Source organism: Beijerinckia indica subsp. indica ATCC 9039 (assembly GCF_000019845.1).
In the GTDB taxonomy this organism is placed as follows: Bacteria; Pseudomonadota; Alphaproteobacteria; order Rhizobiales; family Beijerinckiaceae; genus Beijerinckia; species Beijerinckia indica.
Map to the genome: position 1 here is coordinate 50,949 of NC_010578.1, position 15,779 is coordinate 66,727.

Genomic DNA, 15,779 nt, shown 5'->3' on the forward strand with positions numbered 1-15,779 from the left:
AGGCGCGTCAGGTTATTGGCGGTACGTGCCGTCTTAGCTAGCGGGTGCCTGTTCGGTGAGTGCAGCGAGCGACGCGGGCAGGGCGGGCGCGGCCGACAGCTCTGGAATAGTGGAAAGAGGATTTGCGGCAGGGCAATGGGATATGGGTCGAGGGGGAGGCAATAACATCCGATAATTGAATATTATCGGATGTTATCTGGCCATGCTAAGCGCGGCGATTCATGCGCTTTTTATGGCGAAAAGACGCCGTCTTGGCTTATCAGGCGGTATGCCGCTGCCGTTCGCCCCAAACTGCAGGAGCACCGCTAGGCAATGTCGGCGGGGATCATCCCGACGAGGATCAGGCGCACGATCCCCGGCAACGCCGCGTGGAAGCTAGCATGTGTCGCATGCGCCGCATGTTTCGCCCCATAAGCCGCGAACAGCAGCACCTGCGCCACATCCTGTGCGGACGAGCCGACTGCGGAGAGCCGAAGCTCTCCGCGTTCTTCCGCGGCCTTGATCATACGCGTCAGCCGACGCCGGAACGCCTGCACCGGCTCGTCGACCGGCACGGAGATCTCATGGAGAGCGACCGACTTCAGTTCTTCGATATGCGCGGTATTCTCGAACCATTCGATAGTCGTGCCGTAGACCGCGTCGATCAGGGCCACGATCTTGTTCTCGACGGACGTCTCGATCGCCTCCGCCGCGGCGCAGCGTTCCTCCTGCAAAAGCTGGAACCGCCGGATCATCTCCCTGAACATCTCCTCCTTCCCCGAGAAGTGCAGGTAGAGGGTCGCCTTGGCGACCCCCGCCTCGCGCGCAATGTCGTCCACGGACGTGCGGCGATAGCCGTAACGGACGAACAGCGAACGGGTCGCGGCGATGATCTGATCGGCCTTGGAGCCGGACGCAGTGACGGATGCGATGGTAGCCATGCTGCGATCATAGCATAAAACCATATAGACTAAAATGACCTAATCGGTATATTTGGTATATCCACACTCTTCACTCCAGGAGAAAGCGTCATGGCTCGCTTCACCGGCAAATCGGTCGTCATCACCGGCGGCTCCAGCGGCATCGGCCTTGCCACCGCCCAGCGCATCGTGGTGGAGGGCGGGCAGGCGCTCGTCACCGGCACCAACGCGCAGAAGCTGGCGGCCGCGCGCAGCGATTCCATCCACGTACTGGAGAATGACGCGGCTAACCCCGCCGCCGCCGCCGCGCTTGCCGCCAGGGCGAAGGAGCTGTTCGGCGAGATCGATGGCGCATTCCTCAACGCCGGCATCGGCAAGGGCGCGGCCCTGGGCACGATCACCGCCGAGTTCTATCACGCGCTGATGGACCTCAATGTGGGCGGCGTGATCTTCGGCGCGCAGGCGCTGGCGCCGCTGATCCGTCCGGGCGGCTCGATCCTGGTCACGGCGTCGGCCGCCAAAGACAAGGGCATTCCGCAGGGCGCGATCTATTCCGCGACCAAGGGCGCGGAATAGATCGCTGGTGCGCGGACTGGCGCCGCAGGGCATCCGGGTGAACAGCGTCAGCCCCGGCCCGATCGAAACGCCCTTCTTCGAGAGGATCGGCTTTCCCAAGGAGATGCTGGACATCGTCATCGAGCATGCCGTGCAGAGTAATCCGCTCGGACGCATGGGCAAGGTGGAGGAGCCCGCCGCCGTCGCCGCCTTCCTGCTGTCCAGCGAGGCAAGCTTCGTCACCGGCGCCGACTATGCCGTCGATGGCGGCGAAGCGCAGCTCTGACCGGGCGGCGGCGCGTCGCGCCTACGAAGGAGGAACGCATGACCGATCGCATCGACGCCCTTGGCTTCGGCAGGCGCAGCACTGCGGAGCAGGTGACCGAGGGCGTGGACCTGTCGGGCCGCACGATCCTGCTGACGGGATGCAATTCGGGCATCGGGATGGAAACAATGCGGGTCCTGGCCGCGCGCAGCGCCCGCATCGTCGCCGTCGCTCGGAATGAAGAGAAGGCGCGCGGGGCGCTGGCGAGCGCCGGCGCGGCCGATGGCCTCGCGATCGGCGCGGAATTCACCGATCTCGCCAGCGTGGCCCGCGCCGCCGATCAGGTTTTGGCGAGCGGCGTCGTGCTCGACACCATCATCACCAACGCCGCGATCATGGCGCTGCCGAAGCTGGAGACGGTGAACGGCATCGAGAAGCAGTTCCTGGTCAACCATGTCGCGCACCATCTGCTGGTGACGCGCCTGCTTCCCGCGATCCGGCGCTCTTCCGCCGGCCGGATCGTGGTGGTGGCCAGCAACTCTCATAATTTCGCGCCGCGTGGAAAAGGCATAGACTTCGACAATCTCGACGGCGGCAAGAGCTATGGCGGCTTTCGCTTCTACGGGCAGGCGAAGCTGGCCAACATCCTGTTCGCCAACGAGCTGTCGCGGCGTCTGGCGAATGACGGGATCACTGCGAACGCGCTTCATCCCGGGCTGATCGGTGCGACAGGCCTGCACCGCCACATGAGAGGGCCGATCGACTGGGCCGTCTCCATCGCCATGATGTTCGGCAAGACCGTGCCACAGGGCGCGGCGACGACCTGCCTGCTGGCTGCACATCCGGCGCTCGAGGGTATTTCCGGCCGCTATTTCGCTGACTGTCGCGCCGCGAAATCCTCCGCATTTGCTCGGGACGCCGGCCTCGCACGACGGCTCTGGGGCCGGACCGAGGAGATCATCGCATCGTTCGGGGTGGCCTGAAAAGGAGCTGTTGCACAATTTTATGGTTAACGGCGTGTTGAGGAAATAGGTGGATTTTGTGCCTCCGATTTGGGAGGCCAGCCATGATCCTCAACGCCATTGTCGAGAAGCTGAAGCGTTCGTCCAAGGACGATTTCAAGGGGCGGCATTTCGAGGCGTGGCTGATTATCCAGGCGGTGTCCTGGTATCTGCGCTATCCCTTGAGCTACCGGAACATCAAAGACATGTTCCTTGAACGCGGCTTCGAGGTCGACCATAGCACCTTGAATCGTTGGTTTTGGCCTATGCGCCGCTAATCGAGACGCGGCTGCGATCCTTCCGCAAGCCGCATTGCGGCTCGATCCGCATCGATGAGACTTATGTGAAGATCAAAGGTCAATGGCGCTATCTTTATCGGGCCATCGACAAGCACGGCAACCAAGTCGATTTCCTTTTGACGGCGCAGCGTGATTTGGCCGCCGCCAAGCGGTTCTTCCGCAAGATGCTGAAGGACGAGCCTCTGCTTTCCCCCGATCATATCGGCACCGATGGTACCAAAACCTTCCCGCCTGCCATCGAGGCGGCGGAGAAGGAAGGGCTTTTACGCACGAACCCGATCCATTGGGGCACCAAACACCTGCAACAGGGCATCGAAAGCGACCATTTTAGGGTCAAACAAAACATGCCGAAGGTCGGCTGCTTCCAATCCTTTCACACCGCCAGACGAACCATCAAAGGGTTCGAGGCCATGCTGTGGCTGCGCAAGGGCTTTGCTTCATCGGCCAGTCGACTGTCTGCGAGCAGAACAACCTGCTCTCTGTCTGCTTCGGACTTCCCTTGGTTAACAGAGCGTAAAAATCACAGTCTCAAACGTCTTGCCGTGTCCGTATACAAAATTTGCAACGCGCCCCTATCTGCGGGGATGCTTTTTCTGGGGGCTTGGACTTGGACCGATCGCTGCGCTATCCGGCCGGAAAAAATTCTGATTGACCGGTCTGTCCTCTCTTCCTTCATGCATGATCAAGGTGCCAGGAACACGACGGGCTTCCGCCGCATCTTCCTGGGCGCGCCCGATAGGAGAAGGTTGGCTATGCGCGCTCATTAAGCTCGCCACGAGAAGAGAGGACATCATGAAGAGTAAAAAAATTATTGGATATGGCTTTCTGAGAGACATCTCTCCTCTCCACCTACGCGTGGCTGGCTTTTGAAGGATCCAAACGAAGCCCCACGACAAGAGTTCCTGCAAGGCATGGCCTTCGCCAAAGGGCCCTTAGCTCTTTGTCTTCGAACATCGGGATCACGCTCGACATGATGGCCTAGCCTGAGGGAGAAGTCTTACACGGAGTTTCAAGGTCGTGCCATTTATGCGCAGCTTTTTGAAGCTTCATGCCAACAAGCCAACAAGACTTCGGATCTGTGTCTTCTCCCTAGCCTCAATGCTTATGGTATGGATGTTTCCGCTGGTGGCTTGGTTTCGGATCGATCGCCGCGCTGTCAGGCCAAAAATAATTCTGATCGCCAGGAATGGCCGATCTCCCTTCACGAATGATCAAAGTGCCAGGAACCTGATAAGCTTCCTCTGTCAGTTCCTGGACTTGGCCGATGGGAGAAGGTTGGCTATGGGCACTCATTGATCCAGCCAGGGATACAGCCATGATACAGATGGACATTAGCAGGAACCAATAGGTCGTCTGATGCGGCTCTTTAAGGGACATCTGACCCTCCAACCCCCGCGATGCTAACCTCGAATGGCCCAAAAACGGATTGGAGAGGAGAAGGGTTCCCCCCTTCAGGGGATCGGCATGCGCTGAAGAGCCGTTGCTCCCCATCTTTGGCTGCCGAGGATCAGGTTTCGCGGATGACCAGTGCAGGAACTCACTGAGGCCCTGATGCGCTCTCTCGAGAACTGTATCCGCCTTTTCTCATTGGACAGCGATGTTTCAATGCCAAAGAGAGTGGATACTTGAGTGTTGTTCTTCGCATCAAGCCAAAGCGGTATCCGCTTTGGCTTGATAGTTCCTTTATACCCTTTGCAAGAGGGAAGGGCAGGGTGGGACGAGAGCGTTCTCAGAAACTGAACTCGACCTGGAAGACGCCGGCATCTGAACTTTTGCCTCCGGAGAGAGTAATGGCAGGGCCAGCGAACGCATGGATATATTCGACATAAACCTGCGTATTTGAGTTCAGGAGCCAGGAGACGCCGCCGATCATATTGGTGCCGATATAGCTCGCCTTATTGTTGCGGGTCGCCGTCAAAGGAGTTTGGGCGGGAATATAGACATAGTCATTGACGGAGGCGCGCCAGTTGAACTGAGGCCCGAAACGAACCGCAAATTCCTTAGTGGGGTTGAGGATAAGCGCGGGAGCGACATGGATCATGTTTGAATAAGCGTTAAAGCTCGCATAGGTCAGCTGTGCTGAACGCGGGAACGGCGCCGTGAAAGTGCCGATCGTGCTGCTCTTATAGCCGTTGCTGCCGCTGAAATAGCCGCCCTGGAGTTGGACGATCGGCTGCCATTCCGCCTTTGAGAAGGTATAAGTGACGCGCCCCAAGGTACCAACGGCGCCGACACGTGTATGAGCAAATTGACCGAATTTGTAACCGAAATCGACATCATAGCGGAAATCGTCCACACGGCCATAGACGCGGCCGGCGACCATATCACCCTGTTCGGTGCCGGAGCGGCCGGCCAGTGACACATTGGGGCGACGCCAATAATAATAATATTCGTCGACATTCAGCACCTTGTCGATGACAGGTGTTGTAATATACACGCCGCTGAGTTCCTGCGTATAGGAACCGTCCTGGAACGCTGTGGTCGTTGTCACGGTTGGCCGGGCCGAGAACATCTGGAGCCGATATCCCTTGTCCCAGGTCGCTTGAACGAGGGCGCCATCGACCGCGGTCGTGATATTGTTCGCATTGCCGTTCCACAGGAAGCGGCCGGAACCAAACAGGAATTCCTGGCGTCCCAAGCGCGCGGCAATGTCCAGTGGACCGACTTTCTGGGTATAATCGACGAATAGATTTTGGATGCGCGCCGGCGCGACATCATTGGCGCCATAAGGCTTGTTGCGGCCGGGGCTAAAGTAGCTGCCCAATTCCACCAGCATCGAGAGATGTTGGTCCACATGATACCAGGCAGAGACCGTTATGCGGGAATTTAAAAGCGTATCATTTTTATTTTGGGGGCTGGTGGGAAAGCCCTGCCGTAGATTTCGATACCACCAGCCCTGCTCACGGATCGCGCCGCCGAGAGTCAGATAGGAGGTACCGGGGATGCCGAGCGGAATGTAATGAATATTGTCCAAAAGGGTCTTCCGGTTCGCCGGATCGGCGAGCTTGGAATAGTCCCGATCGGTGAACATGGTCGGGTATTCACCCTGATTGATCTGAAAATATTGCGCCATCGCTGAGCCAGGCAGCAATGCGATCGCGCAAGGAACTGAATATTTTGCAACTTTATATGCAAACCCCCGCAGCAGCCTACTCATCTATGAATCCCCAACAGATAGTTTATGAAAGTTTTTTGTACCTATAGCTTAGCGATAATCAAGCCACACAAGCTCATTGTATCGCAGCGGGGCACTCATAAATGTACGATGAAGCATAAGCGCAACACTATGATGGCAGATAGCCCATAGTACAATGGATGCGGCGCGCCAGTTTACGCGCACGTAATCGACTGACCTTGCATGAAAGCAGGGTCAGACAGCATCAAGGATGAAATAGGAAACACATACACTTGGAAAAGGCGTCACGACTGCGGTGTCAACCCAAGTCGACTCTTCCATGACGTCAGCCGAGCATGGTTGTTTTCCAAGTGGTCATGATGAACGTACCGGAAGCAAGGAGATCGACTGCCTGTCCGTCACTCGATCTGCAGTTCGCCGTTCGCTTTCCCCGCCTTGTCGCCACCGCCTCTGTGGGGTCCTCTCGATACTAAATCCGATCCGTGCCATCCCGCCCAGCGAGACATTCCTTTATAGCATAGCGATTTTCTATGCTATGTAAATATATTTATATGGAAATATTTTCCCATATAAATGATATAATTTATCAACAGCTTATTGATATCGTAATAGCTTTCGCTGTTTAGTCCCATATATTTTAGGCAGCGCCGGCCGGGACGGCGGTCTCACGGGACCAAAAACGTTTCGAAGCGAAAGGTCTGGAATATTGCCATGGGAATAGGGGGAGCTAAAGTCTTCGCGATGATCAAATCGGCTGGCATCGACGAAGGCCTTTTTGGTGGTCCGCCCCTTTTGCCTGCTTAATGAGAAGGTTCGTTCGATAGCCCAGACAAAATCGGTTAGTCTTTGAGCGCTTAGCAGGATGGAGGGCACCATGGCATGAAGGTGTAGGAAGGCGACAAGGCCAAGGTTCCAGAAGTGGCGCGAGGCCTGCGTCGCTCTGGGGCTGGCATCCACATGGTTATTTTCAGATCAGTGTAAGCAACCTATTTCGAGACAACCTCTTAAGGCCATGAGGCGAGATACTTAAATTGTCTAATATAAGGTTTGCTAATCTTGATTGTGCCCCCAGCGGCTGCACCTGATACAGAGCCGAAACATATTTTTAGAGAACTTAGTTCTATCGTCGAAAAATGATCAGGAACGGTAAAGACCGGTGATAAGAGATTATAAGTGCCATCCGGCATGGTATCATTTTTTGTATATGCGGCAGTGGCGAACGTTGTCTCTATCGTTGTCACTCCATCAATCTTGAATGTCATAAAGAATCCAACAGGGACGATATTTTTTCCATTGGCAAGCTCTATGGTTATCCCCGCGCGATAAGAATTCCCCGGGCTTATCCCAGAACTGGCGGCGCTCGCAGTAGGAATAATTGTCCCTGATGTTGACAGATTGAGCCAAGTGGCCGCGTTAGAGGAAGGGGCCGATCCATTTGGAACGGTTATGACGACCTTTTTTCGGTATGCTCCGTCAGGCTCCGTGGTGATTGCCGGCAGAGAGCCCGCAGAGCCGTTCCAAGATGCATTCGCCGTTGCTATCCATCCTGTTGGAACCTTCCCTGTAAAGTTCGTGGCCACACCGTCAGCGCCCCCAAACAGTTGTTTCGCGGAGTTCGGCGTTGCCGCATTTTGAAGAAGATTAGTTGGGTCGGCTGCTGCATCAAGTGTGAAGGGAAAGACGACGGGAGCGGGAAGCATGTCAATGTGACGGAGCTGTGAAAAGATGTAATCGGCCACGCGCAAGGATCCTGACACATTCGGATGCACTCCGTCGAATGTATAGGCCGGATTAAAAGTCCCGGGATTTTGCGGATCCTGCAGCAGTTCATCGAAATCAATTGACTTTAGATATTTGTTTGCATGACTTTGAGAGGAGTGCCAAGCGTTGAAGTTCAGTCGGGCTGGATAAGTTGTCGCGGGATGCGAAAGGTGTGTCCGGGGCCAGATATTCTCATTTAAAATGCGCGGTGGAGTTGGCGAGATACTTAAAAGTGCGGCCTGTACGGCTTCCGCATCGGCCTTCATGCTCTCAAGCGGTCTCCCCAAGTCATTGCTGGCCCCTTCGCTAAAAAAGATGTCGGGATGCCATTTGATGAGCGGGCCCCATCTACGATCCGAGGGTGTCGCGCTGGAGGATGTATAATTGGTCAGAACCTGCGCCAATGTATTGCCGCCTATCGCCCACGAGCGCGGGGAAGCGTAGTTCCAGCCGAGCAAATTGCTCAATGGTGTCAAATAGATTCGTGTCCAATATGTATCGGAATAAGTGCCTGTCGAAGTTTGAGCGAATGTATTGGTGCTCAAACTGGTTCCGCCCGCGGCGACATTGACGATGCGAGCGAGTGACCAATGCGTTTCTGCGGCGGCATGCGTCGCGGATAAAAGGGTCAAGCCGGCAAAAGCAAGTTTGAAGCGGGCGAAACTCATGGGCAGAAGCTCCAATCTTCCTTGTCGTCAAATGCAACAATATGAATGCTGAGATTTGTTACAAACGTCGTCTGGTTAAGGATTTATTGCGGAATTGAGAACATCCACAGCCTGAAGACGATAGCCTGGAATTACGGCTGAAGCCGGGTCGAGTGAGTTATGCCACGATCCAACATCGCGCCTGACATTGTGGCTTTGCGGCGGTTCCATATTAGGATGGCATGGAATTCATCATTTATTTCAAAGTATTAGTGATAAATTATTCGTGACTTTTTGCCAAATTTCTGGCGTTATGTCGCCTTATTTTTAATATAGGTAAACTAAAATAATGATTACATTTTTGATAAATTAATTTAATACCAATATATGCTTTCTATATAAATATTGTATATAATTACGAACTAAATTTTATATATAGTATATTTAAATAATTTTGTTTATTTGTCTAGATATAATTTTCTTAAATTCAATATATTTTTATAGAATTTGCCTAAATATAATGAATTATTATATATTTATTAGCGGCATCAAGCGGCGCTGAAATGATAATTAGGGCAATAAGATGAGGCTGTGAGGGGAGCCGTTCTTGTTTTTTTATTAGGGTGATGAAAAATTGAGATTGGTTGGGAGGGTATTTTATATTACCACGCATTGCGTGGGAATTCATGTATTCAAAGCCGTTTAAGCGAGACTAGCCCTTTCTAATCCAATAGGATATTCGGGATTTCAGTAAACTGTTGGGCGTCCGCGGCTAAAGGGGTGTTGGCTGGTTGAGGGGAAGTTATGACGCTTGAAGAAACCATGAATGCCAACAAAGGCATCGGTCCGGGCTTTCATCTGTTGCGGCATGTGCTTGCCGCTTTGATTTTGATTTACCACTGCACCATTGCCGTGTTCGGTGCCCACACGAACGATTATATGGGAAAAGGCTTGCTGCTAGCCCAAAAGGCCGGTCATGACCTCACCATGCCACAGCTGCTCATGGAAGTTATACGGCCAACATTATATACGCTCGTGGGCATGTTCTTCGCTTTGAGCGGGTTTCTTGTGACTTCAAGCGCTCTGCGCAATGGTAATATCAAGGTCTTTTTTCTCAATCGCGCCGTTCGTATCATTCCCGCTTTATCCGTGGAAATAACGCTTTCCGCCCTGATTTTGGGTCCCTTGGTAACCAACCTGCCACTTGGGCAATATTTCTCAGATCCACGATTTTTTCGGTATTTTGGTAATATAGCGGGCTTTGTGACCTTCACGCTGCCAGGCGTTTTCACGGACAATCCGTGGCCAAACATCGTTAACCTGAACCTCTGGACCTTACCGCCAGAGTTTTGGTGTTATCTCCTCATGCTCGGATTGATGATCAGCGGTCTGCTGTCTAAACAGAAATTACTGACGGCGGGCATCATCTTTGCCATATTCGTTGCGACAGCCCTTGATATTTTTGATCATCATACCTTTACCATTAAGGAAAATAATACACGTTTCACGGTGTGGTATATAGTCATGATGTTTTTTATTGGGATGTTGTTTTGTGTTAACGCAAAACATGTCATCCTGAATGTCTGGCTTGCTCTCGGCTGTGCTCTCGGCTTCTACGTCCTGACGCTGAGTGATTCCTTTGGCCCCCTAAGTGGATTATTACTGACCTATCTGACCGCTTACATCGGAATGATACGTTTTCCTCTGTTCGACCGGATTCTCAAGGAAGATCTTTCGTATGGAATTTATTTGTATGGTTTTCCCCTCACTCAGGTGACGATCTTCTTCCTGCTACCCCATCTCGGTTTTCTTCCCGGGGGGATACGTTTGGCGATTATAACGCTGATCAGTTTTTGCCTGACTCTTATTTTTGCGAGCCTGTCTTGGAAGTTCATTGAAAAGCCAGCTCTGCGCTTACGCAAATGGGGACAAAAGAAATCCGTGCCCATATCTGCCGACGAACACGGTCCTGCGCAGAGCGTCCCCGAAGGACTAGTGCCTGTTACGGACGAAACAAGCCTGCGACCAGCGCAGTAAGGAACCAAGGATTTATTATCCGCGATCCTTGGTATTATTTTAAGGTGAGCCGCCACTCATGGCGGCTGTCGATTGTAGCACTTTACCCTATTGCGTTCAGCGGGCCGGTCTTCATTAAGAGTGCCTTCTAGCCCTTTTAAGGAAAGAATTTTCAAATCCGCGATCCGCGAGGCGGGGTTGCGATGAAGTTCGGCCTCGCATATCCCGCTCTTCCCTCCGTGGCTGCGTTTCTCATGGCATGATCCGGTTCATGGAAATGTCGAGCGGATTTCCGTTGACGCCTATCACTCATGATCGCGAGATAGGTCAAGACAACAATGGGTGCCAACACGCGTGACCCATACACAAAATACCATTGGTTCGGGCTCCAAACAACGCTAGCAATGTCATAAGCGAGTAATGCGGCCCAATACAGGCTACCTTCACGGGTTTTTTGAACCAGAAATGCGGATATGACACCCCATGTGAAGAGAAAAATTCCACAGCCGATAAGACCAAAGTCATTGACCATGACGCGAAGCGCTGTCGAGGCGTTTCCATCGCGCCAATCCCCAATATCAATATTTGACTGAACCGTATCCAGGTAGCTGCCGCCTCCCGTGATTAATCCAGCCAGGAACTTGAAAGTATTGTTGCCGTATGCGAGATCGCCGCTCCAATAGTTCCAGTACCACCCGTGGAAGGCGGGGATATAGCCAGCGAACCATATGCGCATATGCTCCAATGTTTCCCCAATTTGCGAAAAATTAAAATCACCGAGGCGAATGCTTTGGAGAAAAGCCATCATCGAAACGAGGCCAAACACGAGAACCGTGGCCGCAATGGTGTTTCTCTTGGAGAAGATTGACCTTTCGGTTCCTAAAAGCGTCTGTCCCGCTATGATCCCAGATACAAGAAGCAACAAGGACATGAAGACGGGACTGCGGATCGTGCTCACGAATGTCAGGACGAAAAGGGGAAACAAGGAGACGATGACGAGAATGGCGCGCCGCATCCATTGATAGCGCCCGATCACCGAGCAGACGCCGACAAGAACGATCGCGGCTTGCGGCATCGCGAAGGCAATCTTACCGAGCATACCCGACTCGATGCCGCCCGTTCTGATTTCCGAGTTGATGTCTCTGATTGTCTCCGCATAATCATCGTTGAGCAGGTCGCCTGCGCCGCCCTTCAAAATTTCATAGGGAGACCACAATCCAGCGAGCGCGCAAAGGGAAACGAAGGCTGAAATGTTGGGAGTGGGGGGTGTTTCCCGGCTGACAGGTCGGCATTCACGCATAAGAGTCAGGATCTTGTGGCCCGCCATGAACGACAAGATAAGCTCAATGATGATAATATTCGTTAGGGTACTCTGGATAAACGGTCCACCAAGCAGGCCGTTTAGCGTAAAAAGAGCTCCCCAAACGAGTACCCATAAGGTATAATCGATATAAAAATCCACACCTCGGCATGAATTTATGATATAAATTCCATATGCTACCAAGAAAAGCCCTGGTATAACGGAAGAGATGACCATTATTTTGACTCTGGCTTCGATGAGCTGCGGGTAATTCGTGGATTATTCTTCGTTATCGCCATCCAGTGGCGATGCTTTCGTCCGAAGCGATATCACACCATCCATGGCGGAAATATGCCACGTGCCGATTATGGAGCAGATTTTCGGCATTGTCGCGTTTGCCCATTTTACTTGTCAAGAGATGGGACATCACACTCCGGCATCAAACCAAATGGACGGATGAAGGACGCTGTATCGATCGCCATGCGTTTTCGATCGGCTGAATGGCCCCGAGCGGTGCCGTTCTATCCCGTCCCTTGAACGGGCTTGCTCCGAGCATCAGGCAACGTCTCGATAATACGCTCGGCGGCGGCGGACCAGGATAGATGATCATGGACCCAGCGCTCCGCCGCCTCACCTAACTTCGTTCTAAGCGCGGGATTATCGATAAGGAGTTTAATCGCCTTGGCGATTTCTGTGTCCTTGGTTCCGTCGACAAGGAGTCCAGTCGCACCATCGATCACGAAATCGGCCGGACCGCCATCACGCCCAGCCACCACCGCGGCACCAAAGCTCATCGCATCGGCGATCGTGAGCCCGAAGCCTTCGACATCACCCGATAGGTCGATTTGCGGGTGCAGGAAGATATCCGCGGCGTGATAGAGTGCCGGCATGTCCGCATCATCGACACGGCCGAGCAGGCGGACATAAGGCTTGAGGCCTCGCTTATTGATCAGCGCCTGAATCGCATCATAGTCTGGCCCGTTCCCCGCGATTTCATAGATGAATCCATTCATGCCGCTCTCGACAAGCAGGGCCATGGCGCGTACCGCGCCCAAAATATTCTTGCGTGGCACCAACCGGCAAAGAGAGAGCAGTCGGACCGGCGCACCGGCCATAACTGGGGGATGCGGTGTAAAGCCATGATCATTGTTGAGGGAAACGCCATTCCACACGACGGTCCAATTATCCGTGATGAGGTTTGCTTGCGAGGCAGCGAGGCGGCGGATCACGTCGCTGACGACCACGACGCTGTCCACGCGTGCGAAGACATAGCGCATCACTATGCGCAAGAGAGGGGAAACAATGAAAATCTCACGGCCATGGACGGTAACGACGAGAGGCTGTTGCCGCCTATTCAGCAAGGCTGGCAATGCAAGCCGCCACGTCGTGGCATGGATGAAATCAGGCCGCAGTCGCTTGCGGAGCACGCGCCAGGCACAGGTAAAACGCAAGAGCAGCATAGCCTGCTGGCCTTTGCCAAAATCCAGGACGGTGACCGCGCCATCGCGCCGGATTCCGGGCTCAGCGCTACTTTGCGTGAGCACGTAGAGACGCCAGCCTTGCTTGGCATAGGCGCGTGCCAATTCTGTACTATAGCGTTCAATCCCCCCATCGGTGGGCAGATAGCCTTTCGCGAACATCACCAGCCGCTTACGCGAGTCCATGGGAAATTCCCTTTCGAGAAATAGCGTTTGCCGCCACTCGGTAAAAAGATAAAATATTCTCGACAATTTCTTCGGTCGCTCTACTGCATTGGGTGCGATAGAGAAGAATAGAAGGGAGTGGAGTTGATTTACTTTTTGATTGAATAACTTAGAATATAAAAGTTGTATAACTCATCCGCTTGACAAGAAAAATTAATAACAGCTCTCGTTGTCAATAGCATCCAATAAATCCGGGGCGATCACCTATATCAACATTGGATGATGAATTCAGCTGGTTCCACAGGCATGCCTATTCGCATCGACAAAGTTTTGGGCTTGCCCCACCCTTAGAATTCGATGAGCCTACTGAAAGTCCCCTGCCCTGACGCAAGACATAGACCGCGAGGCTGCGTGGCGCCATTGCTGCGGTATTCCCTGCACGTTTTACGATCACGCGATCATGAACGATCCCGCCTGGCCGAGCATCTTGGATTTGGGGACAAGGCCTATATCGATGGCATTAGGACACAATTCAGGACAGATGGTATAAGAAAATGCGAGCACTTCCCAGCTTTCATCGATCGGGCATTTATGCTGCGCGAGGCCTGGTGGATCATCATTATTGATATGACAAACCACTGAAATGGAAAGAGTCCGTGGACGATACTTCCAAAATTTCAAGCGGAATTTCAAGGCGCCATTTGTTCGGCATGACGGCGGGTTTGCTCGTAACATCGCAGAGAGCCCTCGCGGAGACGCCAAAGCCGCTTCGGATCAGTGAATTCGTGACGGCCCATGCTGACGATACAAATCCAGTCCTCCATAGAGCGGCGGAAGAAGCCGTTGCCCGGAACACCCCCCTTTATATCGATCAGCCTGTCACCTTCCAGCTCAGGTGGACACCTCCGAAGGGCCTGGTTTTGCGCGGGGATGGTAGCGAAAGATCCCGTCTCGATTGGAAGGGGCAGGGCGACGCCGTGGAGGTCACACAGCCCTTCGACATTGATGGCATTACCATTGATGGGGGGCTCGATCCGAGATCGGATCGCAGTGTCGGATCTTTCGGCTGCCTTTTCTCAATCCACGGACCAATGAAGGGGTCTCCAGCCTATTTGTCCGGTATAAGGATTGGCCATCTTCGCGTAAGAAGAACGCGATCCGTGGGGATCGTCCTGGCGAATATCGAGAATCTGACCGCCGGCCAGATCTTCGTCGAGGATATCTTTTGCAACGGCTTGATCCTCTCCGGTTTGCGCAATTGTGACATTACGCAGGTGACCGCCAGCAATATCGGGGATTTGAAGGGAACCGGGCATCGACGAGGATCCGCCGTGGCCATCTTCTCGGAGACCAAACCCGTTGCGAGCTGGTATGATACGCAGCGCATTCTCCCCACCGATCATTTACACATTGGCCATGCGGAAATTGCGAAGACGACGGACAGCGCGTTCTATATTCATGACGATCTGCAAACAGGCGTTCATGATGTGACCATCGATTCTGTGCATGTCGACACGGCTGGTAAAGATGGCTTCAAGACACGCGCCGGCCCACGGACGGTGAGGGTCGGAACGGTCACCGTCGAGAGATCATCGCTGCGCGGCGTCGATATCGAGTCCGATGATGTCAAAATCGAGCAGATCGATGTTTCGCACATCGGCTTCGACGCCGTGGGAGCCATTCTCGGCCATCCGGCGCCTTTCAGCGGCCGCGACGCCACCAACGAGTCGATCCAAACCCATCCCAATGGCCTGGTCATCATGGGTTGTTCCGATGTGGAGATCCAGCGCATGAAGATTGCCGACGTCGCCTCAAATCCTGTCACCGGGGCGGAAGGTCACGGCGTCCATATCTCTCGCGCCCACCGGTTCAAGGTGAAAGGAGACGTCATTCGGTGTGACGGAAATGGCCTAAGGCTTTCGGGAAGTTCGGATTTCGATATTGAACTGGACATCACCGATCCCTGCCGTGGGAGGCTGACTCAACAGGCTATCCTCCTCACGCCAGACAAAGCGGGTCCAAACTATGACGGAACGATCCGTTCGCAGATCACGCATACGTCAATGAATCCCCCTCGCTTTGCACTGGACATTGATGACTCCTGTGGCATCAATGCGACCATAAAAATTCGGCCTGACAATCCAAGTGATGGCTCAATGGTAATACGCGACAATTCGCGTAAAACCTGCGGCGCATACAGCAATGATATCAAGCGACGTTAAGGGGCCAGAAGACATGGTTGAATTGTGATGGCGGC

Annotated in this window: 11 protein-coding genes and 1 pseudogene; 6 read left to right on the top strand and 6 right to left on the bottom strand. The window is 53.6% G+C overall.

All coding sequences use genetic code 11. The annotated features are described in order from the left end of the window. Nucleotides 1–305 precede the first annotated feature (305 nt). Complete coding sequence (locus BIND_RS19810; RefSeq protein WP_041779143.1) at nucleotides 306–920, bottom strand: TetR/AcrR family transcriptional regulator; 615 nt, start codon at nucleotides 918–920, stop codon at nucleotides 306–308. Nucleotides 921–1,010: 90 nt separating this feature from the next. On the opposite strand from BIND_RS19810, the gene BIND_RS22230 reads away from it, so the two are divergent. The 4 genes and pseudogenes from BIND_RS22230 (at nucleotide 1,011) to BIND_RS19825 (ending at nucleotide 3,536) form a co-directional block, all read left to right on the top strand. After that, nucleotides 1,011–1,475, top strand: coding sequence for an SDR family NAD(P)-dependent oxidoreductase (locus BIND_RS22230; protein ID WP_050764259.1), 465 nt, complete (start codon nucleotides 1,011–1,013; stop codon nucleotides 1,473–1,475). Between the two features lie 7 nt (nucleotides 1,476–1,482). After that, on the top strand, nucleotides 1,483–1,740 hold the full coding sequence (locus BIND_RS22235) for an SDR family oxidoreductase (protein WP_050764260.1): 258 nt from the start codon (nucleotides 1,483–1,485) through the stop codon (nucleotides 1,738–1,740). 38 nt (nucleotides 1,741–1,778) lie between these two features. After that, nucleotides 1,779–2,702, top strand: a complete 924-nt coding sequence (locus tag BIND_RS19820; protein WP_012382824.1) for an SDR family oxidoreductase — start codon at nucleotides 1,779–1,781, stop codon at nucleotides 2,700–2,702. 83 nt (nucleotides 2,703–2,785) lie between these two features. Continuing rightward, nucleotides 2,786–3,536, top strand: a pseudogene (locus BIND_RS19825) (IS6 family transposase). A 578-nt stretch (nucleotides 3,537–4,114) separates the two neighbouring features. On the opposite strand, the gene BIND_RS19830 reads toward BIND_RS19825, so the two are convergent. The 3 genes from BIND_RS19830 to BIND_RS19840 all read right to left on the bottom strand — a co-directional run bounded on the left by BIND_RS19830 (nucleotide 4,115) and on the right by BIND_RS19840 (nucleotide 8,584). Further along, nucleotides 4,115–4,396, bottom strand: coding sequence for a hypothetical protein (locus tag BIND_RS19830; RefSeq protein WP_012382825.1), 282 nt, complete (start codon nucleotides 4,394–4,396; stop codon nucleotides 4,115–4,117). A gap of 352 nt (nucleotides 4,397–4,748) precedes the next feature. After that, nucleotides 4,749–6,092, bottom strand: a complete 1,344-nt coding sequence (locus BIND_RS19835; protein WP_041779144.1) for an alginate export family protein — start codon at nucleotides 6,090–6,092, stop codon at nucleotides 4,749–4,751. Between the two features lie 1,067 nt (nucleotides 6,093–7,159). Continuing rightward, nucleotides 7,160–8,584: an SGNH/GDSL hydrolase family protein gene (locus BIND_RS19840; RefSeq protein WP_012382827.1), complete on the bottom strand. Its 1,425-nt coding sequence runs from the start codon at nucleotides 8,582–8,584 to the stop codon at nucleotides 7,160–7,162. 783 nt (nucleotides 8,585–9,367) lie between these two features. Between BIND_RS19840 and BIND_RS19845 the strand changes: the two genes are divergently transcribed. Further along, the gene (locus BIND_RS19845; RefSeq protein WP_012382828.1) at nucleotides 9,368–10,600 is read left to right on the top strand and encodes an acyltransferase family protein; all 1,233 of its coding nucleotides are present in this window, start codon (nucleotides 9,368–9,370) and stop codon (nucleotides 10,598–10,600) included. Nucleotides 10,601–10,751: 151 nt separating this feature from the next. Here the strand turns inward: BIND_RS19845 and BIND_RS19850 are convergent, their stop codons facing one another. Beyond that, nucleotides 10,752–12,116, bottom strand: coding sequence for an O-antigen polymerase (locus tag BIND_RS19850; RefSeq protein WP_012382829.1), 1,365 nt, complete (start codon nucleotides 12,114–12,116; stop codon nucleotides 10,752–10,754). A 284-nt stretch (nucleotides 12,117–12,400) separates the two neighbouring features. Then, nucleotides 12,401–13,543, bottom strand: coding sequence for a glycosyltransferase family 4 protein (locus BIND_RS19855; protein WP_012382831.1), 1,143 nt, complete (start codon nucleotides 13,541–13,543; stop codon nucleotides 12,401–12,403). A 635-nt stretch (nucleotides 13,544–14,178) separates the two neighbouring features. Here BIND_RS19855 and BIND_RS19865 point away from each other — a divergent pair. Further along, nucleotides 14,179–15,744, top strand: coding sequence for a hypothetical protein (locus BIND_RS19865; protein WP_041779146.1), 1,566 nt, complete (start codon nucleotides 14,179–14,181; stop codon nucleotides 15,742–15,744). The last annotated feature ends 35 nt before the right edge of the window (nucleotides 15,745–15,779 follow it).